The 17,205-nt window shown below is 71.2% G+C and carries 11 protein-coding genes and 2 tRNA genes; 11 read left to right on the forward strand and 2 right to left on the reverse strand.

From position 1 onward, the window contains the following. Positions 1–100: 100 nt before the first annotated feature. The 10 genes from DFP88_RS12500 to DFP88_RS12545 all read left to right on the forward strand — a co-directional run bounded on the left by DFP88_RS12500 (position 101) and on the right by DFP88_RS12545 (position 12,567). Positions 101–3,655, forward strand: a complete 3,555-nt coding sequence (locus tag DFP88_RS12500) for a hypothetical protein (RefSeq protein ID WP_110815034.1) — start codon at positions 101–103, stop codon at positions 3,653–3,655. Between the two features lie 55 nt (positions 3,656–3,710). Beyond that, positions 3,711–5,639 (forward strand): monovalent cation:proton antiporter-2 (CPA2) family protein, encoded by a 1,929-nt coding sequence (locus DFP88_RS12505; protein ID WP_110815035.1) that lies wholly within the window; start codon positions 3,711–3,713, stop codon positions 5,637–5,639. 183 nt (positions 5,640–5,822) lie between these two features. Beyond that, positions 5,823–5,897, forward strand: a tRNA-Gly gene (locus DFP88_RS12510). A 142-nt stretch (positions 5,898–6,039) separates the two neighbouring features. Next, positions 6,040–6,114, forward strand: a tRNA-Gly gene (locus DFP88_RS12515). Between the two features lie 87 nt (positions 6,115–6,201). After that, a complete protein-coding gene (locus DFP88_RS12520; RefSeq protein WP_110815036.1) occupies positions 6,202–7,170 on the forward strand; it encodes an NAD(P)H-dependent flavin oxidoreductase in 969 nt (322 codons plus the stop codon). Between the two features lie 200 nt (positions 7,171–7,370). Continuing rightward, a complete protein-coding gene (locus tag DFP88_RS12525) occupies positions 7,371–8,966 on the forward strand; it encodes an ABC transporter substrate-binding protein (RefSeq protein WP_181418639.1) in 1,596 nt (531 codons plus the stop codon). A 7-nt stretch (positions 8,967–8,973) separates the two neighbouring features. Further along, complete coding sequence (locus DFP88_RS12530; protein ID WP_110815038.1) at positions 8,974–10,029, forward strand: ABC transporter permease; 1,056 nt, start codon at positions 8,974–8,976, stop codon at positions 10,027–10,029. Continuing rightward, entirely contained in the window at positions 10,026–10,949 is a 924-nt protein-coding gene (locus tag DFP88_RS12535) for an ABC transporter permease (RefSeq protein WP_110815039.1), read from the forward strand. The genes DFP88_RS12530 and DFP88_RS12535 overlap by 4 nt, the downstream gene beginning before the upstream one ends. Beyond that, on the forward strand, positions 10,946–11,803 hold the full coding sequence (locus tag DFP88_RS12540) for an ABC transporter ATP-binding protein (RefSeq protein ID WP_110815040.1): 858 nt from the start codon (positions 10,946–10,948) through the stop codon (positions 11,801–11,803). Before DFP88_RS12535 ends, DFP88_RS12540 begins: the two co-directional genes overlap by 4 nt. Next, positions 11,800–12,567 (forward strand): ABC transporter ATP-binding protein, encoded by a 768-nt coding sequence (locus tag DFP88_RS12545; RefSeq protein WP_110815041.1) that lies wholly within the window; start codon positions 11,800–11,802, stop codon positions 12,565–12,567. Before DFP88_RS12540 ends, DFP88_RS12545 begins: the two co-directional genes overlap by 4 nt. On the opposite strand, the gene DFP88_RS12550 is transcribed toward DFP88_RS12545, so the two are convergent. Then, on the reverse strand, positions 12,564–13,622 hold the full coding sequence (locus DFP88_RS12550; RefSeq protein WP_110815042.1) for a dipeptidase: 1,059 nt from the start codon (positions 13,620–13,622) through the stop codon (positions 12,564–12,566). The genes DFP88_RS12545 and DFP88_RS12550 overlap by 4 nt on opposite strands. A 108-nt stretch (positions 13,623–13,730) precedes the next feature. After that, positions 13,731–16,181, reverse strand: coding sequence for a beta-glucosidase (locus DFP88_RS12555; protein ID WP_110815043.1), 2,451 nt, complete (start codon positions 16,179–16,181; stop codon positions 13,731–13,733). Between the two features lie 157 nt (positions 16,182–16,338). Here DFP88_RS12555 and DFP88_RS12560 point away from each other — a divergent pair, with 157 nt between their 5' ends. After that, complete coding sequence (locus tag DFP88_RS12560) at positions 16,339–17,205, forward strand: ribokinase (protein ID WP_110815044.1); 867 nt, start codon at positions 16,339–16,341, stop codon at positions 17,203–17,205.

Below are 17,205 nucleotides of genomic sequence, written 5' to 3' on the forward strand. Positions count from 1 at the left end.
GCCGATGCACGGTCAATTGATTGCGCGGGAAACTGCTTTAGGCGAATCCGGCCTCCGCGCGATATTGGGGGCGGGTTCATTCGATGCTAAGGCTTCGGTCATGAAACCGAACTTCGCCATGTCGTTTACCGACGGGGCCGTCCGGCTGCTTCATCGCGGCGCCGGCGGATGGACAGAAATTGGCGAGGTCGGGCTGGATGCACCCGATCTGTCCGCCGCTCTCGCGCACCTGCGCAGCAATGCGCTCGGCCTGTCGGGCGGGGCGCTGCGCACGCGCGTGCTGATCCCGGCGGACCAGATCCGCTATCTCGAGCTGCCGCAGGATGCCGGCGAGGACGCGGTGCGCACCGCGCTCGACGGATCGACGCCCTATGCTCTGGCCGATCTGCGCTATGCCGTCAGCCGCAGCGGCGGGCGCTGCTGCGTCGCCGCCGTCGCGCAGGAGACGCTGGACGAGGCCGAGGCTTTCGCCGCCGCCCATCGCTTCGGCCCCGTGGCCTTCGCCGGCGAGCCCGACGACCGCTTCGACGGAGAGGCCTTCTTCGGCCCGAGCGCCGCCGCCGAGACACTGCTCGCCCCCGGCGAGACGGTCGAGGCGGAGGCCCGGCCAGTCGCGCCGCGCCGCCGCGCCCCGGCCCGGGCCGCCGCGCCTGCCGCGACAGCGCCTGCCGTGGCAGAACCCGAGGCGCGGCAGGATGCGGCGCAAGCGACGCTCCCCGATACCAAAGAAGAGGACAGCGCTGTGCAGACCCCGGCCCGCCCCAAGGGCACGGGGCCGGCGATGCCGCCCGACGCGCCCCCCGTTGCCGCCCCCATGCCGCGCGCTTCCACGCCCAGCGGCGAAAGCCGGCCCCCCGCCGCCCCGCGCGCCGATGACGCGGGTGGCAAGGGCGGTCCGGTCATGCCGCCCGAGGCGACCCGCACGCCGCCAAGCCCCGCCGCCGATACTGGCAAAGAGGCCGTCTTCGCCTCTCGCAAGAGCGGCGCAGGCGCGCGGGACGAAGCCAGCCCGACCCCCGCGGTCCAGACGCCGCCCCGCCCCGTGGAGCGGCAGAAGGCCGCGAAGGCCCCTGCCGGCGCGGCCCTTCCCCGCCGCGAGACGCAGGAGGGGGCGGCAGTCTCCCTCGCGCCGGTTCTGGCGCCCGAGCAGCTGCAGGGCGCTGTCGAATCGCTGCAGAAGCGACATGCCGGCTTCACCGCCCCCGTGGCAGAGCCCTTGGCGCCTGCCGCGCCCCGCGATTCGGCGGCCCGCCCCGCGACCGCGCCAGAGGCTCCTGCGACCGCGCCCGTCGAAACGATCGACGACCTCGCCCCCGCAGATCCCGCGCCCGCCGCACCGCAGGCGGCCCCCGGCATCGCGCCGCAGGTCCTCGAGCGGCTGCGCCGCGCCACCAGCGCCGATCCCGCTGTCTTGCGGGACCCCGAGGACGACGGGAATGGCGCCGTCGCCACGCTGCGCCGCAGGCCGCGCCTTCTGGCGCTGGTGCTGACCGCCGTTCTGCTGCTTGCCATGCTGCTGGTCGCCGCTTTTGTCGGGGCGCCGGGCGGCGATCCGCGCGCCTGGTTTCAGGGGCAGGAGAGCGCGCCCTCGCGCACCGCCTCTGCCCCCGCCGAGCCGGCGGGTGAGGACACCCCCGAAGCGCCGGCGTCCGAGCTGGCGCTGGCCCCGCAGGCGCCGCCGCAACCCTCAGCCGAGGCAGAGACCGCCCCGGCGCCGCAGATCGATGCCGCGACGGCTGCCGCCGTGGCCGAGGCCGTGGACAGCGCCGCCGCGCAATCGCGCGACGCGGAGGCCGCGGCAGAGGGGACCGACACCGAGGCTGCCGAAGCAGAAGCCGCCGAGGCGCTGGAGCCCGCCGCCGTGCCGGCCCCGCCCCGCGGCACCCCCGTCTCGCCCGACGAGGCAGAGCGCGTCTATGCCGCGACCGGTGTCTGGCCGCGCGCGCCGCGCCTGCCCGTCATGCCGCGGGACGAGGCTGTCGGCGCCCCCGCCGCGGCGCAGCCGCAGCCGCTGGACCTGCCCGAGGCGCCGGCCCGGCCCAGAACCGGGCTAGGCACCACGCCCGACCCGCGCCTGATGCGCCAGCTCGATCCGCCGCCCGCCGGAACCGTCTTCGACCGCGACGCGCAGGGCTTCATCCGCGCGACCGAGGCCGGCACGGTGATCCCGGACGGCATCGTCGTCTATGCCGGCAGCCCCGACGTGGTGCCGCCGACCCGCCCCGGAACCGAGGCGCCGATTCCCGCGCCCCCCGCCCGTCCCGAGGATGGGCGGGTGCAGGCGCCCGCGCCCAGCGAGGCGCCCGCCGCCGCCCCCGCCGCGCCGCGCCGCGCCGCCGATGACAGCGATGACGGCGAGGATGACGAGGCCGCCGTGCGCGGGGCGCAGACCGCGCTGCCGCAGACGGGCACGTCCATGGCCTTCATCGAGCAGGAGCCGCAGCAGGAGCCGGGCTCGCAGGACGCGGTTCTCTCCGCGCTCACCGAGGAAGTGGCCCGGCAGATCGCCCCGATCATGGAGGCTGCCGGCGCCACCCCGGCCCCGCAGGGAGAGGGCTCTCAGATCGCGGCGCTGGAGACCCTGCCCGACAGCCTGCCGCCGGTGCGCCCCGCCCAGAGTGATGAAGAGGCCGCCGCTTCGGCCCCCGCAACTGCGCCGGCCCGTCCGGCCGCACGCCCCGGCAGCGCCCAAGTGGCCGCCCCCGCCGCCCCGGAGGAGGGGGCCGCCGAGGAAGACGCCGCCCCTGCGCCAGAACCTGAGGCCTCCCCAACCGCCACAGCGCAGACCTCTGACGCGCCGCCGGCCCTGCCCCGCGCGCGTCCCTCCGGCCTTGCGCCCGAGCAGGCTGCCGAGGCCGCGCCTGAGGAGACCGCGCCGCGCGAGACGGCAGAGCAGGCCGCGGAGGCCGGCGTGACCGTTGGCGCTCCGCCGCTCGTCCCGCCGAGCCGGCCCGGCACGCCTGCCCCTGCCGCGGGCGCGGCCCCCGGCGGCGTGGCACTTGCCGCCCTCGACGGCGGCGCGCCGCTGGCAAGCTGGGACGGGCTGCGGCCCGATCGCCGCCCCGAGGGCCTCGCGCCGGACGCCGGGGCCGAAGCCGCCAGCGAAGAGGCCGAGGATCTGGCCGACGAAGCCGCACCCGATGTCGAGGGCACGCTGGCCGCGATCCTTGCCTCGGGCGCCGATCCGCTCGCCACCGCGACCAACCGCGCGGTGCCGCGGGCGCCGGTGCCGGAAACCCGGCCCGGCGATTTCAGCAGCCTCGTGCAGCAACAGCTGCGCGCCGCCGCGCCGCCGCCCGCTGCGGCCCCCGCGCCCGCTCCTGCCCCCGCCCCGGCCCCGCAGCAGCAGGCCAGCCGCGCGCCCGAGCCCGAGCAGGTGCCGGCGACCTCGGCCCGCCCCTCGGGCACCACGCCCGCTGGCGCGGCGCAGACCGCCACCGCCGTCGATGCGATCAACCTTCGCAACATCAACCTGATCGGCGTCTATGGCCGCCCGAACCAGCGGCGCGCCCTGATCCGGCTGGACAACGGGCGCTACGTCCGCGTCTCGATCGGCGATGCGCTGGATGGCGGTCAGGTCACGGCGATCAGCGACAATGCCCTGAACTACGTCCGCCGCGGCCGCACCTACCTGCTGCAGATCCCCTCGGGCTAGGGGCCTGCCCCTCGGGGGATGTTGCCGCGGCCGCGCCTTGGTGCCATGAGGCGGCATGGAAGGCTTTCTTTTTCAGGCGATGATCTACCTCGGCGCCGCCGTTCTGGCGGTGCCGCTGGCCGCGCGGCTGGGCCTTGGCTCCGTCCTCGGCTACCTCGCCGCCGGCATCGTGATCGGCCCTATCCTCGGCCTCGTCGGGGCCGAGACGCAGGACCTGCAGCATTTCGCGGAATTCGGCGTCGTGATGATGCTGTTCCTGATCGGCCTCGAGCTCGAGCCGAAGGCGCTGTGGGAGATGCGCGACAGGCTGATCGCGGGCGGCGGGCTGCAGGTCGTGCTGACGACCCTCGCCATTGCCGGGACCGGTGTGGCCTTTGGCCTGGCCTGGCAGACGGCGCTGGTGGTGGGGATGATCTTCGCGCTGTCCTCCACCGCCATCGTGCTGCAGACCCTGACCGAGAAGCGGCTGATGGAGACGCCGGGCGGGCGCAACGTCTTCTCGGTGCTGCTGACGCAGGACATCGCGGTGATCCCGATGCTGGCGCTGCTGCCGCTGCTGGCCGTCGCCCCCGCCGCCGCCCCCGAGGGCGCGGAGGAGACGATCGGTCCCGCCAGCGAGGAAGTCGAGGCCGCGCGCACCCTGATCGAGGGGCTGCCCGCCTGGGCGGTCACGCTGGTCACGCTGGGCGCTGTGCTGGCCGTGGTGCTGGCGGGCATCTACCTGACGCGGCCGGTCTTCCGCTGGATCCACCACACCCGCCTGCGCGAGCTCTATACCGCGCTGGGGCTGCTGATGGTCGTCTCCATCGCCGTGCTGATGGAGCTTGTCGGTCTCTCGCCGGCGCTGGGGACCTTCCTTGCCGGGGTGGTGCTGGCCAGTTCCGAATGGCGGCACGAGCTGGAGAGCGATCTGGAGCCCTTCAAGGGGCTGCTGCTGGGGCTGTTCTTCATCACCGTGGGCGCCGGCATCGATTTCCAGGTGCTGATGCAGGATCCGCTGCGGATAGCCGTGCTGACGGCGGCGGTGATCGGCATCAAGGGCGCCGTCCTCTACCTGCTGGCGCGGATGTTCCGCATGCGCACCCGCGAGCGCTGGCTTTATACGCTGGCGCTGGCGCAGGCCGGGGAGTTCGGCTTCGTGCTGACCTCCTTCTCGGTGGCGCAGGGGGTGCTGACGGAGGGCGACGCCTCGACCATGCTGCTGGTGATCGCGCTGTCGATGCTGATCACGCCGCTGCTCTTCATCCTGTACGGCTGGCTCGCCTCGCAGGGCGAGGAGGCCGAAGAGCCGGAGCCGGACCATATCGACCGACAGGGGCCGATCATCGTCGCAGGCATCGGCCGCTTCGGCCAGGTCGTCAGCCGGCTGGTGATGGGCGCGGGCTACGATACCGTGCTGCTCGACAGCGACATGGCGATGATCGAGACCATGCGGCGCTTCGGCTTTCGCGGCTTCTTCGGCGATCCGGCGCGGCCGGACATCCTGCATGCGGCGGGCCTCGAGAAGGCGAAGGTGCTGGTGGTCGCGCTGGACGATCCGCAGGCCTCGCTGCGGCTGATCGCCCATGCCCGCTCCATGCGGCCGGACCTGCACATCGTCGCCCGCGCCTACGACCGCGAGCATGTCTACCAGCTGCACAAGGCCGGCGCCGACGACATCGTGCGCGAGATGTTCGACAGCTCGCTGCGGGCGGGGCGCTACGTTCTGGAGCGGATGGGCCTGTCCGAGGCGGATGCCGCCGAGGCGCAGGCCGCCTATTACCGGCACGACCGCAACGCGGTGAAGCAGCTGGCCGAGCTCTGGCAGCCGGGCGTCCCGGTCGCGCAGAACGCCGCCTATGTCCGCCACTCGAAAGAGCTGAACCGCGAGCTCGAGACGCAGATCCTGGCCGGGATGAGCGGCGGCAACGCGGAAGGGGGCGAGACCGCGCAGGGCGAGGCGCCCTCTCCTGACGCGCGGTCGCCGGGCAGCCAGAGCGGCTGAGGGCGGCGATCGTGGCAGGGGGCGCGGGGGGCGCTGCCCCCGTCGCCCTTCGGGCGACTCCCCCGGGATATTTGCAAAGAGAAGAATAGGGCGGCGGGCCCGGTCGATTTCGCTGCGCGAGGGGCGGAAAAAGCGCTTGCAGCCCCGGGCGCGCGGCTGTACATGCGGCGCACCGAAACGGAGGCGGGCGTAGCTCAGGGGTAGAGCATTACCTTGCCAAGGTAAGGGTCGTGAGTTCGAATCTCATCGCCCGCTCCAGTTCGGGACTTGCTGACAGGGCCGCCTTCGGGCGGCCCTTTCGCGTTGTGGCGTAGCGTTTCGGATCGCCCTCGCCCGCCGCCGCGTCACCCCTTGCGAGCGGCGCCGCGCTTCGCTAGAGCCTGCGTCACCGGAGACGGAGGCGGGCGTAGCTCAGGGGTAGAGCATTACCTTGCCAAGGTAAGGGTCGTGAGTTCGAATCTCATCGCCCGCTCCAATCCGGTCCTTCCTGCATCACTGCGACGCAGCGGCGTTCTGGACGCGCGGCAGCCCCTGGGGCAGCCTTCGCGCAGGAGGACCGCCCATGCCCATCGAGATCCTGAAAGGCCGCCTGTCGCTGCCCGTCGTCGCCGCGCCGATGTTCATCGTCTCGGGGCCGGAGCTGGTGATCGCGCAGTGCAAGGCCGGCATCGTCGGCTCCTTTCCCGCGCTGAACGCGCGGCCCCCCGCCCTGCTGGACGAATGGCTGCACCGCATCCGCGAGGAGCTGGCCGCCCACGACCGCGCCCACCCCGAGGCGCCCTCGGCCCCCTTCGCCGTCAACCAGATCGTCCACCGCTCGAACGCGCGGCTTGAGCAGGATCTGGAGGTCTGCGTGGCGCATGAGGTGCCGCTGGTCATCACCTCGCTTGGGGCGCGGCCCGAGGTGAACGAGGCGGTGCACGCCTACGGCGGCACGGTGCTGCACGACGTGACCAATGCGCTGCACGCCCGCAAGGCCATCGAGAAGGGCGCCGACGGCCTCATCGCCGTTGCCGCCGGCGCGGGCGGACATGCCGGCACGCTGTCGCCCTTTGCCCTGGTGCAGGAGATTCGCAGCTGGTTCGACGGGCCGCTGGCCCTGTCGGGCGCTATCTCGGGCGGGCGGTCGATCCTGGCGGCGCAGGCGATGGGCGCGGATCTGGCTTATGTCGGCAGCGCCTTCATCGCCGCCGAAGAGGCCAATGCCGCTGAGGACTACAAGCGCATGGTGGTCGAGAGCGCGGCCGAGGACATCGTCTATACCGATCTTTTCACCGGCATTCCGGGCAATTACCTGCGCGGCAGCATCACCCGCGCCGGGCTGGACCCCGACGCGCTGGGGGGCGAGGCGCGGCCACAGCCGGGGCTAGAGGGGGCGAAGGCCTGGAAGGATGTCTGGGGCGCCGGACAGGGTATCGGCGGTACTGCCGCATCCCAGCCCGCGGCGCGCATCATCGAAGGCTGGGCGGCCGAGTATCACGCGGCCCGCGCCGCCCTCGCCGCGCCGCAGACCCTGCTGCGCGCCCGCTGACCTCCGGCCTCTCTGCCGCGCGATGAAAGAGCCATCGCTGTGCTCAAATATTGACCTGACGGCAGCGCGGGTGCGAGGCTTGTTCACGCGTCACTAAAATCGGGGGCCGCCGACGCCTTGCGCCCTGCGGCACCCCGGGTCTGTGTTGACGCGGAACAACGCGAGCCCCGGCACAAGGGGCCACCAGAGGGAGATTGCACATGATGCACCGTTCCGGCCTGAAGGCCGCTGCCATCGCCGCCCTGATGGGCGCCACGGCCATGCCCGCGCTGGCGGACACGCCGCCGAACATGCTGATCGTCGCCTCGGCGATCGACGACCTGATCACGCTCGACCCCGCCGAGGCCTTCGAGTTCTCGGCCGGCGATGTCGTCGACAACGTCTATGAAAAGCTCGTCAGCTTCGATCCCACGGACCTCGAGGCCGGCTACCAGCCCAGCCTCGCCGAAAGCTGGGAGGTCAGCGAGGACGGGACCGAGATCACCTTTACCCTGGCCGAGGATCACGTTTTCGCCTCGGGCAATCCGGTCACCGCCAATGACGCGGCCTATTCGCTGCAGCGCGCCGTGAAGCTGGACAAGACGCCCAGCTTCATCCTGACGCAGTTCGGCTTCACCGCCGACAACGTCGAAGAGCGGATCACCGCCCCCGACGAGACCACGCTGGTGCTGACGCTGGACCAGCCCTACGCCGTCTCCTTCGTGCTGAACTGCCTGACCGCCACCATCGCCAGCGTGGTCGACAGCGAGACCGTCATGGCCAATGCCGGCGACGACATGGGCAATACCTGGCTGCGCAACAATTCTGCCGGCTCCGGCCCCTACATGCTGCAAAGCTGGACCCCGGACGAAAGCTACATTCTGCAGGCGAACGAGAACTACAGCGGCGAGGCGCCCGCCCTGCCCCGCATCGTGGTGCAGCACATCCCCGAAAGCGCGACCCAGCGCCTGCAGCTCGAGCGGGGCGATATCGACGTGGCGCGCGACCTCTCGCCCTCGGACATCGCCGGGATCGAGGGCAGCGAGGACATCAAGGTCATGGACGAGCTGCGCGGCCGCATCCAGTACTGGGGCGCCAACCAGAAAAGCGACGTGCTGTCGAACCCGCAGGTCATCGAGGCGATGAAGTGGGCCACCGACTACCAGGGCATGGCCGACAGCTTCCTCTCGGGGCAGTACAACGTGCACCAGGCCTTCCTGCCCGAGACCTTCCTCGGCGCGATGACCGACACGCCCTACAGCTTCGACATCGAGAAGGCGCAGGCGCTGATGGACGAAAGCGGGGTCGAGGATGCCGCGATCTCGATGGAAGTGCGCGACGACCAGATCGACCTCGGCATCGCGCAGTCGCTGCAGAACACCTGGGGCCAGATCGGCATCGAGGTGGAGCTGAATGTCGGCACCGGCGCGCAGACGCTGGATGTCTACCGCTCCCGCCAGCACGACATCTACCTCGGCGCCTGGGGGCCGGATTATCCCGACCCGAACACCAATGCCGGCACCTTCGCCTATAACCCCGACAACTCGGACGAGGCGCAGCTGACCGGCCTTCTGGCCTGGCGCAACGCCTGGGCGGTGCCCGAGGCGATGAACGAGGCCACCCAGGCCGCCGTGACCGAGCAGGACACCGAGGCCCGCGCCGAGCAGTACATGGCCCTGCAGGAGGAGTTCGCGCAGACCGCGCCCTTCGGCATCATGTTCCAGCAGGTGGAGCAGAACGCCATGCGCAGCGAGGTCGAGGGCTGGGTCGCCGGCGGATCGATCACCTCGGTCTTCTACTGGGCCGTGTCGAAGTAGGCGCGCCATGGGCGATGCAACCCTTGGGAAGGGGCGCCCCGCGCCCCTTCTTGCCCGCTGGCCGCGAAAGGCGCTGAGCCTCGTGGTCACGGTGGCCGTGACCCTGCTGGGCCTTCTCTTCGTGACCTTCATGATCGGCCGGGTGATGCCGATCGACCCCGTCCTCGCGGTGATCGGCGAACGCGCGACGCAGGCGCAGTACGAGGCCGCCTACCAGGCGCTCGGCCTCGACCGGCCGCTGCTGGTGCAGTTCTTTTCCTACGTCGGCGAAGTGCTTCAGGGCGACTTCGGCCGCTCGCTTCGGACCGGGCAGCCGGTAGCGCAGGACATCGCCCGCGTCTTTCCCGCCACGCTGGAGCTGGCGACGCTGGGCACGCTGATCGGCGTCAGCATCGGCGTGCCGCTGGGCGTGCTGGCGGCGGTCTACCGCGGAAGCTGGATCGACCAGATCGCCCGCATCCTCGGCCTCGTCGGCTACTCGATGCCGATCTTCTGGCTGGGGCTGATGGGACTTTTGCTGTTCTACGGCATCCTCGGCTGGGTCTCGGGGCCGGGCCGGCTGGGCGTGTTCTATCAGGGCCTCGTGCCGACGCGGACCGGGCTGCTGCTGGTCGACAGCGCGATCGCCGGCGACTGGACGGTGTTCCGCGACGCCTTTTCGCACATCATCCTGCCGGCCTCGATTCTTGGCTACTTCTCGCTCGCCTACATCAGCCGGATGACGCGGTCCTTCATGCTTGAACAGCTGAGTTCGGAGTATGTGACCACGGCCCGCGTGAAGGGCCTCAGCGAATGGCACGTCGTCTGGCGCCATGCCTTCCGCAACATCTCCGTCCAGCTGATCACCGTGATCGCGCTGAGCTATGCCAACCTCTTGGAGGGATCGGTGCTGACCGAGATCATCTTCGCCTGGCCGGGGCTGGGCAATTACATCACCACCTCGCTGCTGGCCAATGACATGAACGCGGTGCTGGGCGGGACAGTCGTGATCGGCACGATCTTCGTGTGCCTGAACATCCTGTCGGACATCCTCTACCGCGTCTTCGACCCGAGGGCGAAATGACAAGCCTCCCCACCCCCACCACATGGCGCGCCTGGCTGACCGCCGATGCGCCCGCCTCGCGCCGACAGGCCCGCGCCGCGAGCCTGTATCAAGGCTGGCAGCGGCTGCGCGCCAACCGGCTGACGATGCTGGGCCTCGCCGTCCTCGCGCTGCTGGTGCTCGCGGCGATCTTCGCGCCGCTGCTGGCGCCCTACAGCCCCTATGCGCAAAGCCTCGGCGACCGCCTGCTGCCGCCGGGCAGCGAAGGGCACCTGCTGGGCACCGACAGCCTTGGCCGGGACATCCTGTCCCGCCTGCTCTTCGGGGCGCGCATCTCGCTTTATATCGTGCTGCTGGTGGTGCTGGTGGCGCCCGTTCTGGGGCTGCTGGTCGGCACCATCGCCGGCTATGCGGGCGGCATCGTCGACACGGTACTGATGCGGGTGACGGACATCTTCCTCGCCTTTCCGCGGCTGATCCTGGCGCTGGCTTTCGTCTCGGCCCTCGGCGCGGGGATCGAGAACGCGGTGCTGGCGATTTCGCTGACCGCCTGGCCGCCCTATGCCCGCATCGCGCGGGCCGAGACGCTGACCTTCCGCGGCGCCGATTTCATCCATGCCGTGCGGCTGCAGGGCGCGGGACCGGTGCGCATCGTCACCCGGCACATCTGGCCGCTCTGCGTGCCCAGCCTGGTGATCCGCGTCACGCTCGACATGGCGGGGATCATCCTGACGGCGGCGGGCCTGGGGTTCCTCGGCCTCGGCGCGCGGCCGCCCAGCCCCGAATGGGGGGCGATGATCTCGGGCGGCAGCGACTACCTGCTGGACAGCTGGTGGGTCGCGACGATCCCCGGCCTTGCCATCTTCGCCGTCTCCCTTGCCTTCAACCTGATCGGCGACGGGCTGCGCGACGTTCTCGACCCCAAGGATTCCGGTCAATGAGCAACCTTCTGGACGTCGAGGATCTCTCCGTCACCTTCCCCACCCGCTCGGGCGAATTCGAGGCGGTGCGCGGCATCTCCTTCTCGCTGGGGCGCGAGCGGCTGGGCATCGTCGGCGAAAGCGGCTCTGGCAAGTCGATGACGGGCCGCGCGGTGCTGGGGCTGATCCGCCCGCCGGGGCGCGTGACCGCCACCCGCATGACGATGAACGGCGAGGACCTGAGGGCCGCCAGCCCGCGCCGGATGCGGGCGATCCGGGGCAAGCACATCTCGATGATCATGCAGGACCCGAAGTATTCGCTGAACCCGGTGATGACCGTGGGCCGGCAGATCACCGAGGCGCTGCGCACCCACGAGAAGGTCTCGCAGCGCGAGGCGAAGGCCCGCGCCATCGAGATGCTGGACGCCGTCGCCATCCGCGAGCCCGAGCGGGTGATGCGCCTCTACCCGCACGAGGTTTCGGGCGGGATGGGCCAGCGCATCATGATCGCGATGATGCTGATCCCCAACCCCGAGATCCTGATCGCGGACGAGCCGACCTCGGCGCTCGATGTCTCGGTGCAGCTTCAGGTGCTCGAGATCATGGACAAGCTGGTGCGCGACCGCGGCATGGGGCTGATCTTCATCAGCCACGACCTGACGCTGGTCTCGGGTTTCTGCGACCGGGTGGCGGTGATGTACGCGGGCCGGATCGTCGAGGTCTGCGATGCCGGGCGCCTGCACGAGGCGCAGCACCCCTACACGCGCGGGCTGCTGAACTCCGTTCCCGACCTCGAGCATCCGCGCGACAGGCTGGAGGCGCTGAAACGCGACCCGGACTGGCGCAGCGCCCCCAGCGTGAGTGCCCTGCTATGAGCGCCATCGACATCCGCAAGCTGAACGTCGTCTTCGGCGACTACGAGGATCGCAACCACGCGGTGCGCGACGTGACGATCGCGGTCGAGCGCGGCGAGAGCTACGGCCTTGTCGGGGAAAGCGGATCGGGCAAGTCCACGGTGCTGCGCGCGCTGGTCGGGCTGGTGCCCGAGTGGTCGGGCGAAATCGCCGTGCTGGGCGAGCAGCAGAAGCCCGGCCCGCGCCGCAGCCACGACTTCCACCGCGCGGTGCAGATGGTGTTCCAGGACCCCTATGCCTCGCTTCACCCGCGCCACACGGTCGATCAGGTCCTGACCGAGACGCTGCGGCTGCACGGGCTGAAAGGCGTCGACGCGCGGATCGAGACGCTGCTGGACCAGGTCGGCCTCGGCGGCGGCTACCGCTTTCGCTACCCGCACCAGCTTTCGGGCGGGCAGCGCCAGCGCGTCGCCATCGCCCGCGCCCTTGCCCCCGAGCCGCAGATCCTGCTGCTGGACGAGCCGACCTCGGCCCTCGACGTCTCGGTCCAGGCCGAGATCCTGAACCTGCTGGGTGACCTGCGCCGCGAGCTGGGGCTGACCTACCTCATGGTCTCGCATGACCTCGGGGTGATCGGGCACATGTGCAGCCGCATCGCGGTGATGCAGAACGGCGCCCTCGTCGAGGAGCTGGGGGTGGAGCGGATGCGCCGGCTGGAGGCCAGCCACGACTACACCCGCCACCTTCTCGACAGTGCGCTGCGCTCGGTCCGGGGCGGGCGCTAGCGCCCCCAGGTCCGGCGCAGCACGTCCAGCCAGTTGCCGTGGCAGAGGCGCGCGATCAGCGCCTCGCCGTAGCCCGCCTTTCGCATCGCCGCGATCAGCGCGGGCAGACCGGCAAGATCTCCGATCTCCTGCGGGACGACCGCCCCGTCGAAGTCGGAGCCAAGGCCGACTCCGCCCTCGCCCAGCCGCCCGATCAGGTGGTCGAGGTGGCGGATCATCACCTCTAGCGGGACATCCGCCTGCATCTGCCCGTCGGGGCGCAGGAAAGCGGCGGCGAAGTTCAACCCAACCATGCCGCCGCTCTCGGCGATCTGGTCCAGCTGCCGGTCCGTCAGGTTGCGCGCATGCGGGCTGATGGCATGGGCATTGGAATGGGTCGCGACCAGCGGCGCATCCGTCAGGGCGGCGACGTCATCGACGCCCTTCTCGTTCAGATGCGACAGGTCGATCATGATGCCCAGCCGGTTGCATTCGCGCACCAGCCGCTTGCCATCCTCGGTCAGCCCCGGCCCGATGTCCCCGGTCGAGGGGAAGCGGAAGGGCACGCCGGTCGCCCAGCGCGTCTCGCGGCTCCAGACCGGGCCAAGGCTGCGCAGGCCCAGCGCATGCAGGACGTGCAGCGCGTGGAAGTCGGGGTCGATGCAATCGGCCCCCTCGAGGTGCAGCACCGCCGCCATCGCAGGGCCGTCGAGCGCCGCCTCGATCTGCGCCGCGCTCGTGCAGGGCAGGATCACCCCCGCCGCCGCAAGGTCACGGAACATCGAGACCTGCACCATGGCGCTGCGCAGGGCCGCACCCTCCTCCAGCAGGCCGGGCAGCGGCAGGTCGTAGCTCTCGCCCTCCATCGCGCTGGTGTCGGGGCGGGTCTTGTCGGGGCTGGGCGCATAGAGCGCGAAGAAGCCGCCGCCGAAGCCGCCCTTGATCGCGCGCGGCAGGTCGATCTGCGTCGGCCCGCCACCGTCGCGCACCTGTGCCACGCTGGTTCGCCCCGAAGAGAGGGCCAGCAGCAGGTCGTTGTGACCGTCGAAGATCGCGGGGGAGTTCTGGGGGGTCATCTGGGCCTCGTTCTTGCGCCTGGGCACAGGCCTACGCCCGGGCGCGCCCGGCCCCAAGGGCAAAAGACGCCCGCGCCGCCGGTCGCGGCGCGGGCGCAGGTCATGGCGTCAGCGCTGTGCCTCTTTCGCGATCACGGCGGCGCCGATCTCGACATCCGCCTGCTGGCGCAGGTCGGCGGCGGAAAAGCCGGCCTCGATCCGGTAGCTGCCGCCGGTGACGCGCCAGCAGGCGCCGCCCTCGTCGTACCAGGCGAAGGCGCGCGGCGGCAGGCTCAGCATGACCTCGCGACTTTCGCCCGGCTCAAGCGCGAGCTTCTCGAAGGCCTTCAGCTCGCGCACCGGGCGCGGCAGCGGGGCGCCATCCTCGCCGAGGTACAGCTGCACCACGGTGCTGCCGGCGCGGTCCCCGGTATTGCTGACGGTAAGGCGCGCCAGGGCGCCGTCCTCCGCCGCCTCGACCGCGAGGCCGGTCAGCGTGAAGTCGGTGTAGCTGAGGCCGAAGCCAAAGGGGAACAGCGGCTCGATCCCGACCTTGTCGTAGTGCCGGTAGCCGATGAAGACGCCTTCCTCGTAGCGGACCTTGCCGTCCTGTCCGGGATAGACCTCCGGGTCCTGGCTGAAGGTCGGGTTGTCCGCCCAGCGCCGCGGAAAGCTTTGCGGCAGGCGCCCACCCGGCTCCGCATCGCCGTAAAGGACGTCGGCAATGGCATGACCGGCCTCCTGCCCCGGATACCAGGCCTGCAGCACCGCCGGCGCGTCGTCCAGCCAGGGCATCTCGACCGGGCCGCCGGTCTGCAGCACGACGACGGTGCGCGGATTGGCGGCCACAACGCGGGCGATCAGATCGTCCTGCCGGCCCGGCAGCGCGATATCCTCAAGGTCGGAGCCCTCGGTGTCCCACTCTCCCGAGCGGCCGACGAAAAGGATCGCGGTCTCGGCCTCGCTGGCGGCGCGCACGGCCTCTTCGATGGCCTCCTCGCCCAGCGGCAGGCCGATCCCGGCATAGAGCGCGGCAAAGCCCAGCCCCACCTGGTCGAGGGAGGCGAATTCGATCAGCACCTCGGCCGGCTCTCCGGCGGTCAGGGCGATCTCGCCCAGCACCGGATCGCAGCCCTGCTCGAAGAAGGTGCGGCCGGGGGTCCACCCCTCCCAGGCGTCGGCGACGAGGGTGCCGTTCACGTATAGCCGCGAGAGGCCGACGGAATGCAGGCCGATGCGGTAGGTGCCGTCCGCCTCGGGCGTGAAGGTGCCGGTGACGCGGGCCGAGAAGTGTGTCGGATCGACCTTGCCGCCCGCCAGCGGCGGGTTCCAGAAGGCCTGCGCCTCCTCCATCGTATCGACATGCACCGGATCGCCCGAGAAATCGCGGCCCTCGTAGAAGGCGACCTGCAGATCGCCGGACCAGACAGGCTCGAAGCGGTGGTTGCTGCAGCCCTTGGCAAAGCGCAGGGCCTCCTCGCCCAGCCGCGCCGCAAGCCCGTCCCATGGGCTGATGGCATGCACCGGGTTCAGCTGCGCGGAGCCGCCGCCCATGATCCGCGCGACCTTGGCATTGGGGCCGATCACCGCGACGCGGCCGCCGGGCGTCAGCGGCAGAAGCCCCTCGTTCTTCAGGAGCACCGCGGCTTCCGCCCCGGCGCGGCGGATCAGCGCGCGATCCTCGGGCCGGTCCTCGGACCGTTCCTCGAAAGGGGCGCTGCCCTGCAGCGCACCCGTCCGCTCCATCAGGCGCAGCACGTTCAGCGCGCGGGTGCGGATCGTCTCGGGCGCGACCTCGCCCGCCTTGACCGCGGCGACCAGCTGGTCGCCCCGGTCGCGCGTCGGCCCCGGCATCTCGATGTCGAGACCGGCATTGACGCTATCGGCGGTGGAGTGAGAGCCGAACCAGTCCGACATCACCACGCCGTCATAGCCCCAGTCGCCGCGCAGCACCTCGGTCAGCAGCCAGCGGCTGTCGGAGGTATAGGGCCCGTTCAGCCGGTTGTAGGAGGACATGACGCCCCATGTCCCGGCCTCGCGCACCGCGTCCTCGAAGGGGCGCAGGTAGATCTCGCGCAGCGCCCGCTCGGAGACGACGGAATCCATCGTCATCCGCTCGATCTCGCTCTCGTTGCCGGCGAAATGCTTGATCGTCGCCGAGACGCCGTTCTCCTGCAGGCCGCGGATATAGCCGACGGCCAGCGCGGCGGTCAGCTCCGCATCCTCGGAGTAGCATTCGAAGTTGCGGCCATTGGCGACCGAGCGGTGGATGTTCACCGTCGGCGCAAGCGAGACATGCGCCCCCTTGGCCTTGACCTCGCGCGCCAGCGCGGTGCCGATCTCCTGCGCCAGGGTGACGTTCCAGGTGGCGCCGATGGCGATGCCGACCGGGAAGGCCGCCGACTTCACGCCCCCGATGAGAGAGCCGCCGCCCCGCGCGCCGTTCGGCCCGTCGGTCACCCGCAGCTTGCCGATGCCCAGCCGCTCGATCGCCGGAAGCGACCAGAAATCCTCGCCCGAAAGCAGGCTGACCTGCTCCTCCAGCGTCAGTGCGTCCACCAGCTCGTTGATATCGGTCATAAGGCCTCCCGTCCTCTTGGCCCCTGTCCTAGCGGGAACTCCGGCCAGCGCGCCACCGCCAATTCGGTGCCCCCACGCGGCCTCTTGCCGCGCCGGATATCTTGCGAAAGAGTGTCTGCCCCGGCCGCACCCCGCGGCCCCTGGCAAGAGGCGCTGAATGACCGTCCTGAACATCGGCTCGATCAACTGGGACCGCGTCTACAGCGTGCCGCGCTTTCCGCAGCCGGGCGAGACTCTGGCCGCGACCTCGGCCTCGGTCGGGCTGGGCGGCAAGGGGCTGAACCAGAGCGTGGCGATCGCCCGCTCGGGCGGGCAGGTCCGTCACCTCGGCGCCATCGGCGCGGGGGACGAGGCGATGCTCGAGGCGCTGCGCGCGCAGGGGCTGGCGCTGGAGGAGATCGCGCAGGTGACCGGCGCGCTGACCGGCAGCGCGACGATCTTCGTCGATGCGGAGGCCGAGAACCTGATCGTCCTCGATCCCGGCGCCAATGCCCGGATCGAGGAGGCGGCGGTGGCGCAGGCGCTGACCCGCATGGCCAAGGGCGACTGGGCCTTGCTGCAGAACGAGACCAACATGCTGGGCCGCGGCGCGGCCCTCGCCCGCGAGGCCGGGCTGCGCGTGGCGCTGGCCGCCGCGCCTTTCGATGCAGAGGCGGTGCTGCCGCTGCTGGACCGTATCGACCTGCTGGCGGTGAACGAGATCGAGCTTGCCCAGCTGCAGGAGGCCGGCGGCACCCTGCCCGAGGGGCTGGCGGTGCTCGTCACCCTTGGCGCCGAGGGGGCGGAGTATCGCGCTGGCGGCCAGAGCATCCGCGCCGCGGCCCACAGGGTCGAGGCCGTCGATACCACCGGCGCCGGCGACACGGTGCTTGGCGCCTTTCTCGCCCGCCTCGATGCCGGCGAGGGGCCGGAGGCCGCGCTGCGCTACGCCATGGCCGCCGGCGCGCTGCAGGTCACCCGCCCCGGCGCCGCCGCCGCGATCCCGCGGCAGGACGAGGTCGAAGCGCTGCTGGCCAAGGGCTGA

Origin of the sequence: Pseudoroseicyclus aestuarii, from assembly GCF_003217255.1 — a bacterium.
GTDB lineage: Bacteria > Pseudomonadota > Alphaproteobacteria > Rhodobacterales > Rhodobacteraceae > Pseudoroseicyclus > Pseudoroseicyclus aestuarii.

Bases quoted from the DNA above. Each gene is read 5' to 3' on its own strand.
- DFP88_RS12535 (WP_110815039.1), top strand. From the start codon at position 10,026: ATGACAAGCCTCCCCACCCCCACCACATGGCGCGCCTGGCTGACCGCC.
- DFP88_RS12555 (WP_110815043.1), bottom strand. From the start codon at position 16,181: ATGACCGATATCAACGAGCTGGTGGACGCACTGACGCTGGAGGAGCAG.
- DFP88_RS12530 (WP_110815038.1), top strand. From the start codon at position 8,974: ATGGGCGATGCAACCCTTGGGAAGGGGCGCCCCGCGCCCCTTCTTGCC.
- DFP88_RS12540 (WP_110815040.1), top strand. From the start codon at position 10,946: ATGAGCAACCTTCTGGACGTCGAGGATCTCTCCGTCACCTTCCCCACC.
- DFP88_RS12560 (WP_110815044.1), top strand. From the start codon at position 16,339: ATGACCGTCCTGAACATCGGCTCGATCAACTGGGACCGCGTCTACAGC.
- DFP88_RS12525 (WP_181418639.1), top strand. From the start codon at position 7,371: ATGATGCACCGTTCCGGCCTGAAGGCCGCTGCCATCGCCGCCCTGATG.
- DFP88_RS12500 (WP_110815034.1), top strand. From the start codon at position 101: ATGAAACCGAACTTCGCCATGTCGTTTACCGACGGGGCCGTCCGGCTG.
- DFP88_RS12505 (WP_110815035.1), top strand. From the start codon at position 3,711: ATGGAAGGCTTTCTTTTTCAGGCGATGATCTACCTCGGCGCCGCCGTT.
- DFP88_RS12550 (WP_110815042.1), bottom strand. From the start codon at position 13,622: ATGACCCCCCAGAACTCCCCCGCGATCTTCGACGGTCACAACGACCTG.
- DFP88_RS12520 (WP_110815036.1), top strand. From the start codon at position 6,202: ATGCCCATCGAGATCCTGAAAGGCCGCCTGTCGCTGCCCGTCGTCGCC.
- DFP88_RS12545 (WP_110815041.1), top strand. From the start codon at position 11,800: ATGAGCGCCATCGACATCCGCAAGCTGAACGTCGTCTTCGGCGACTAC.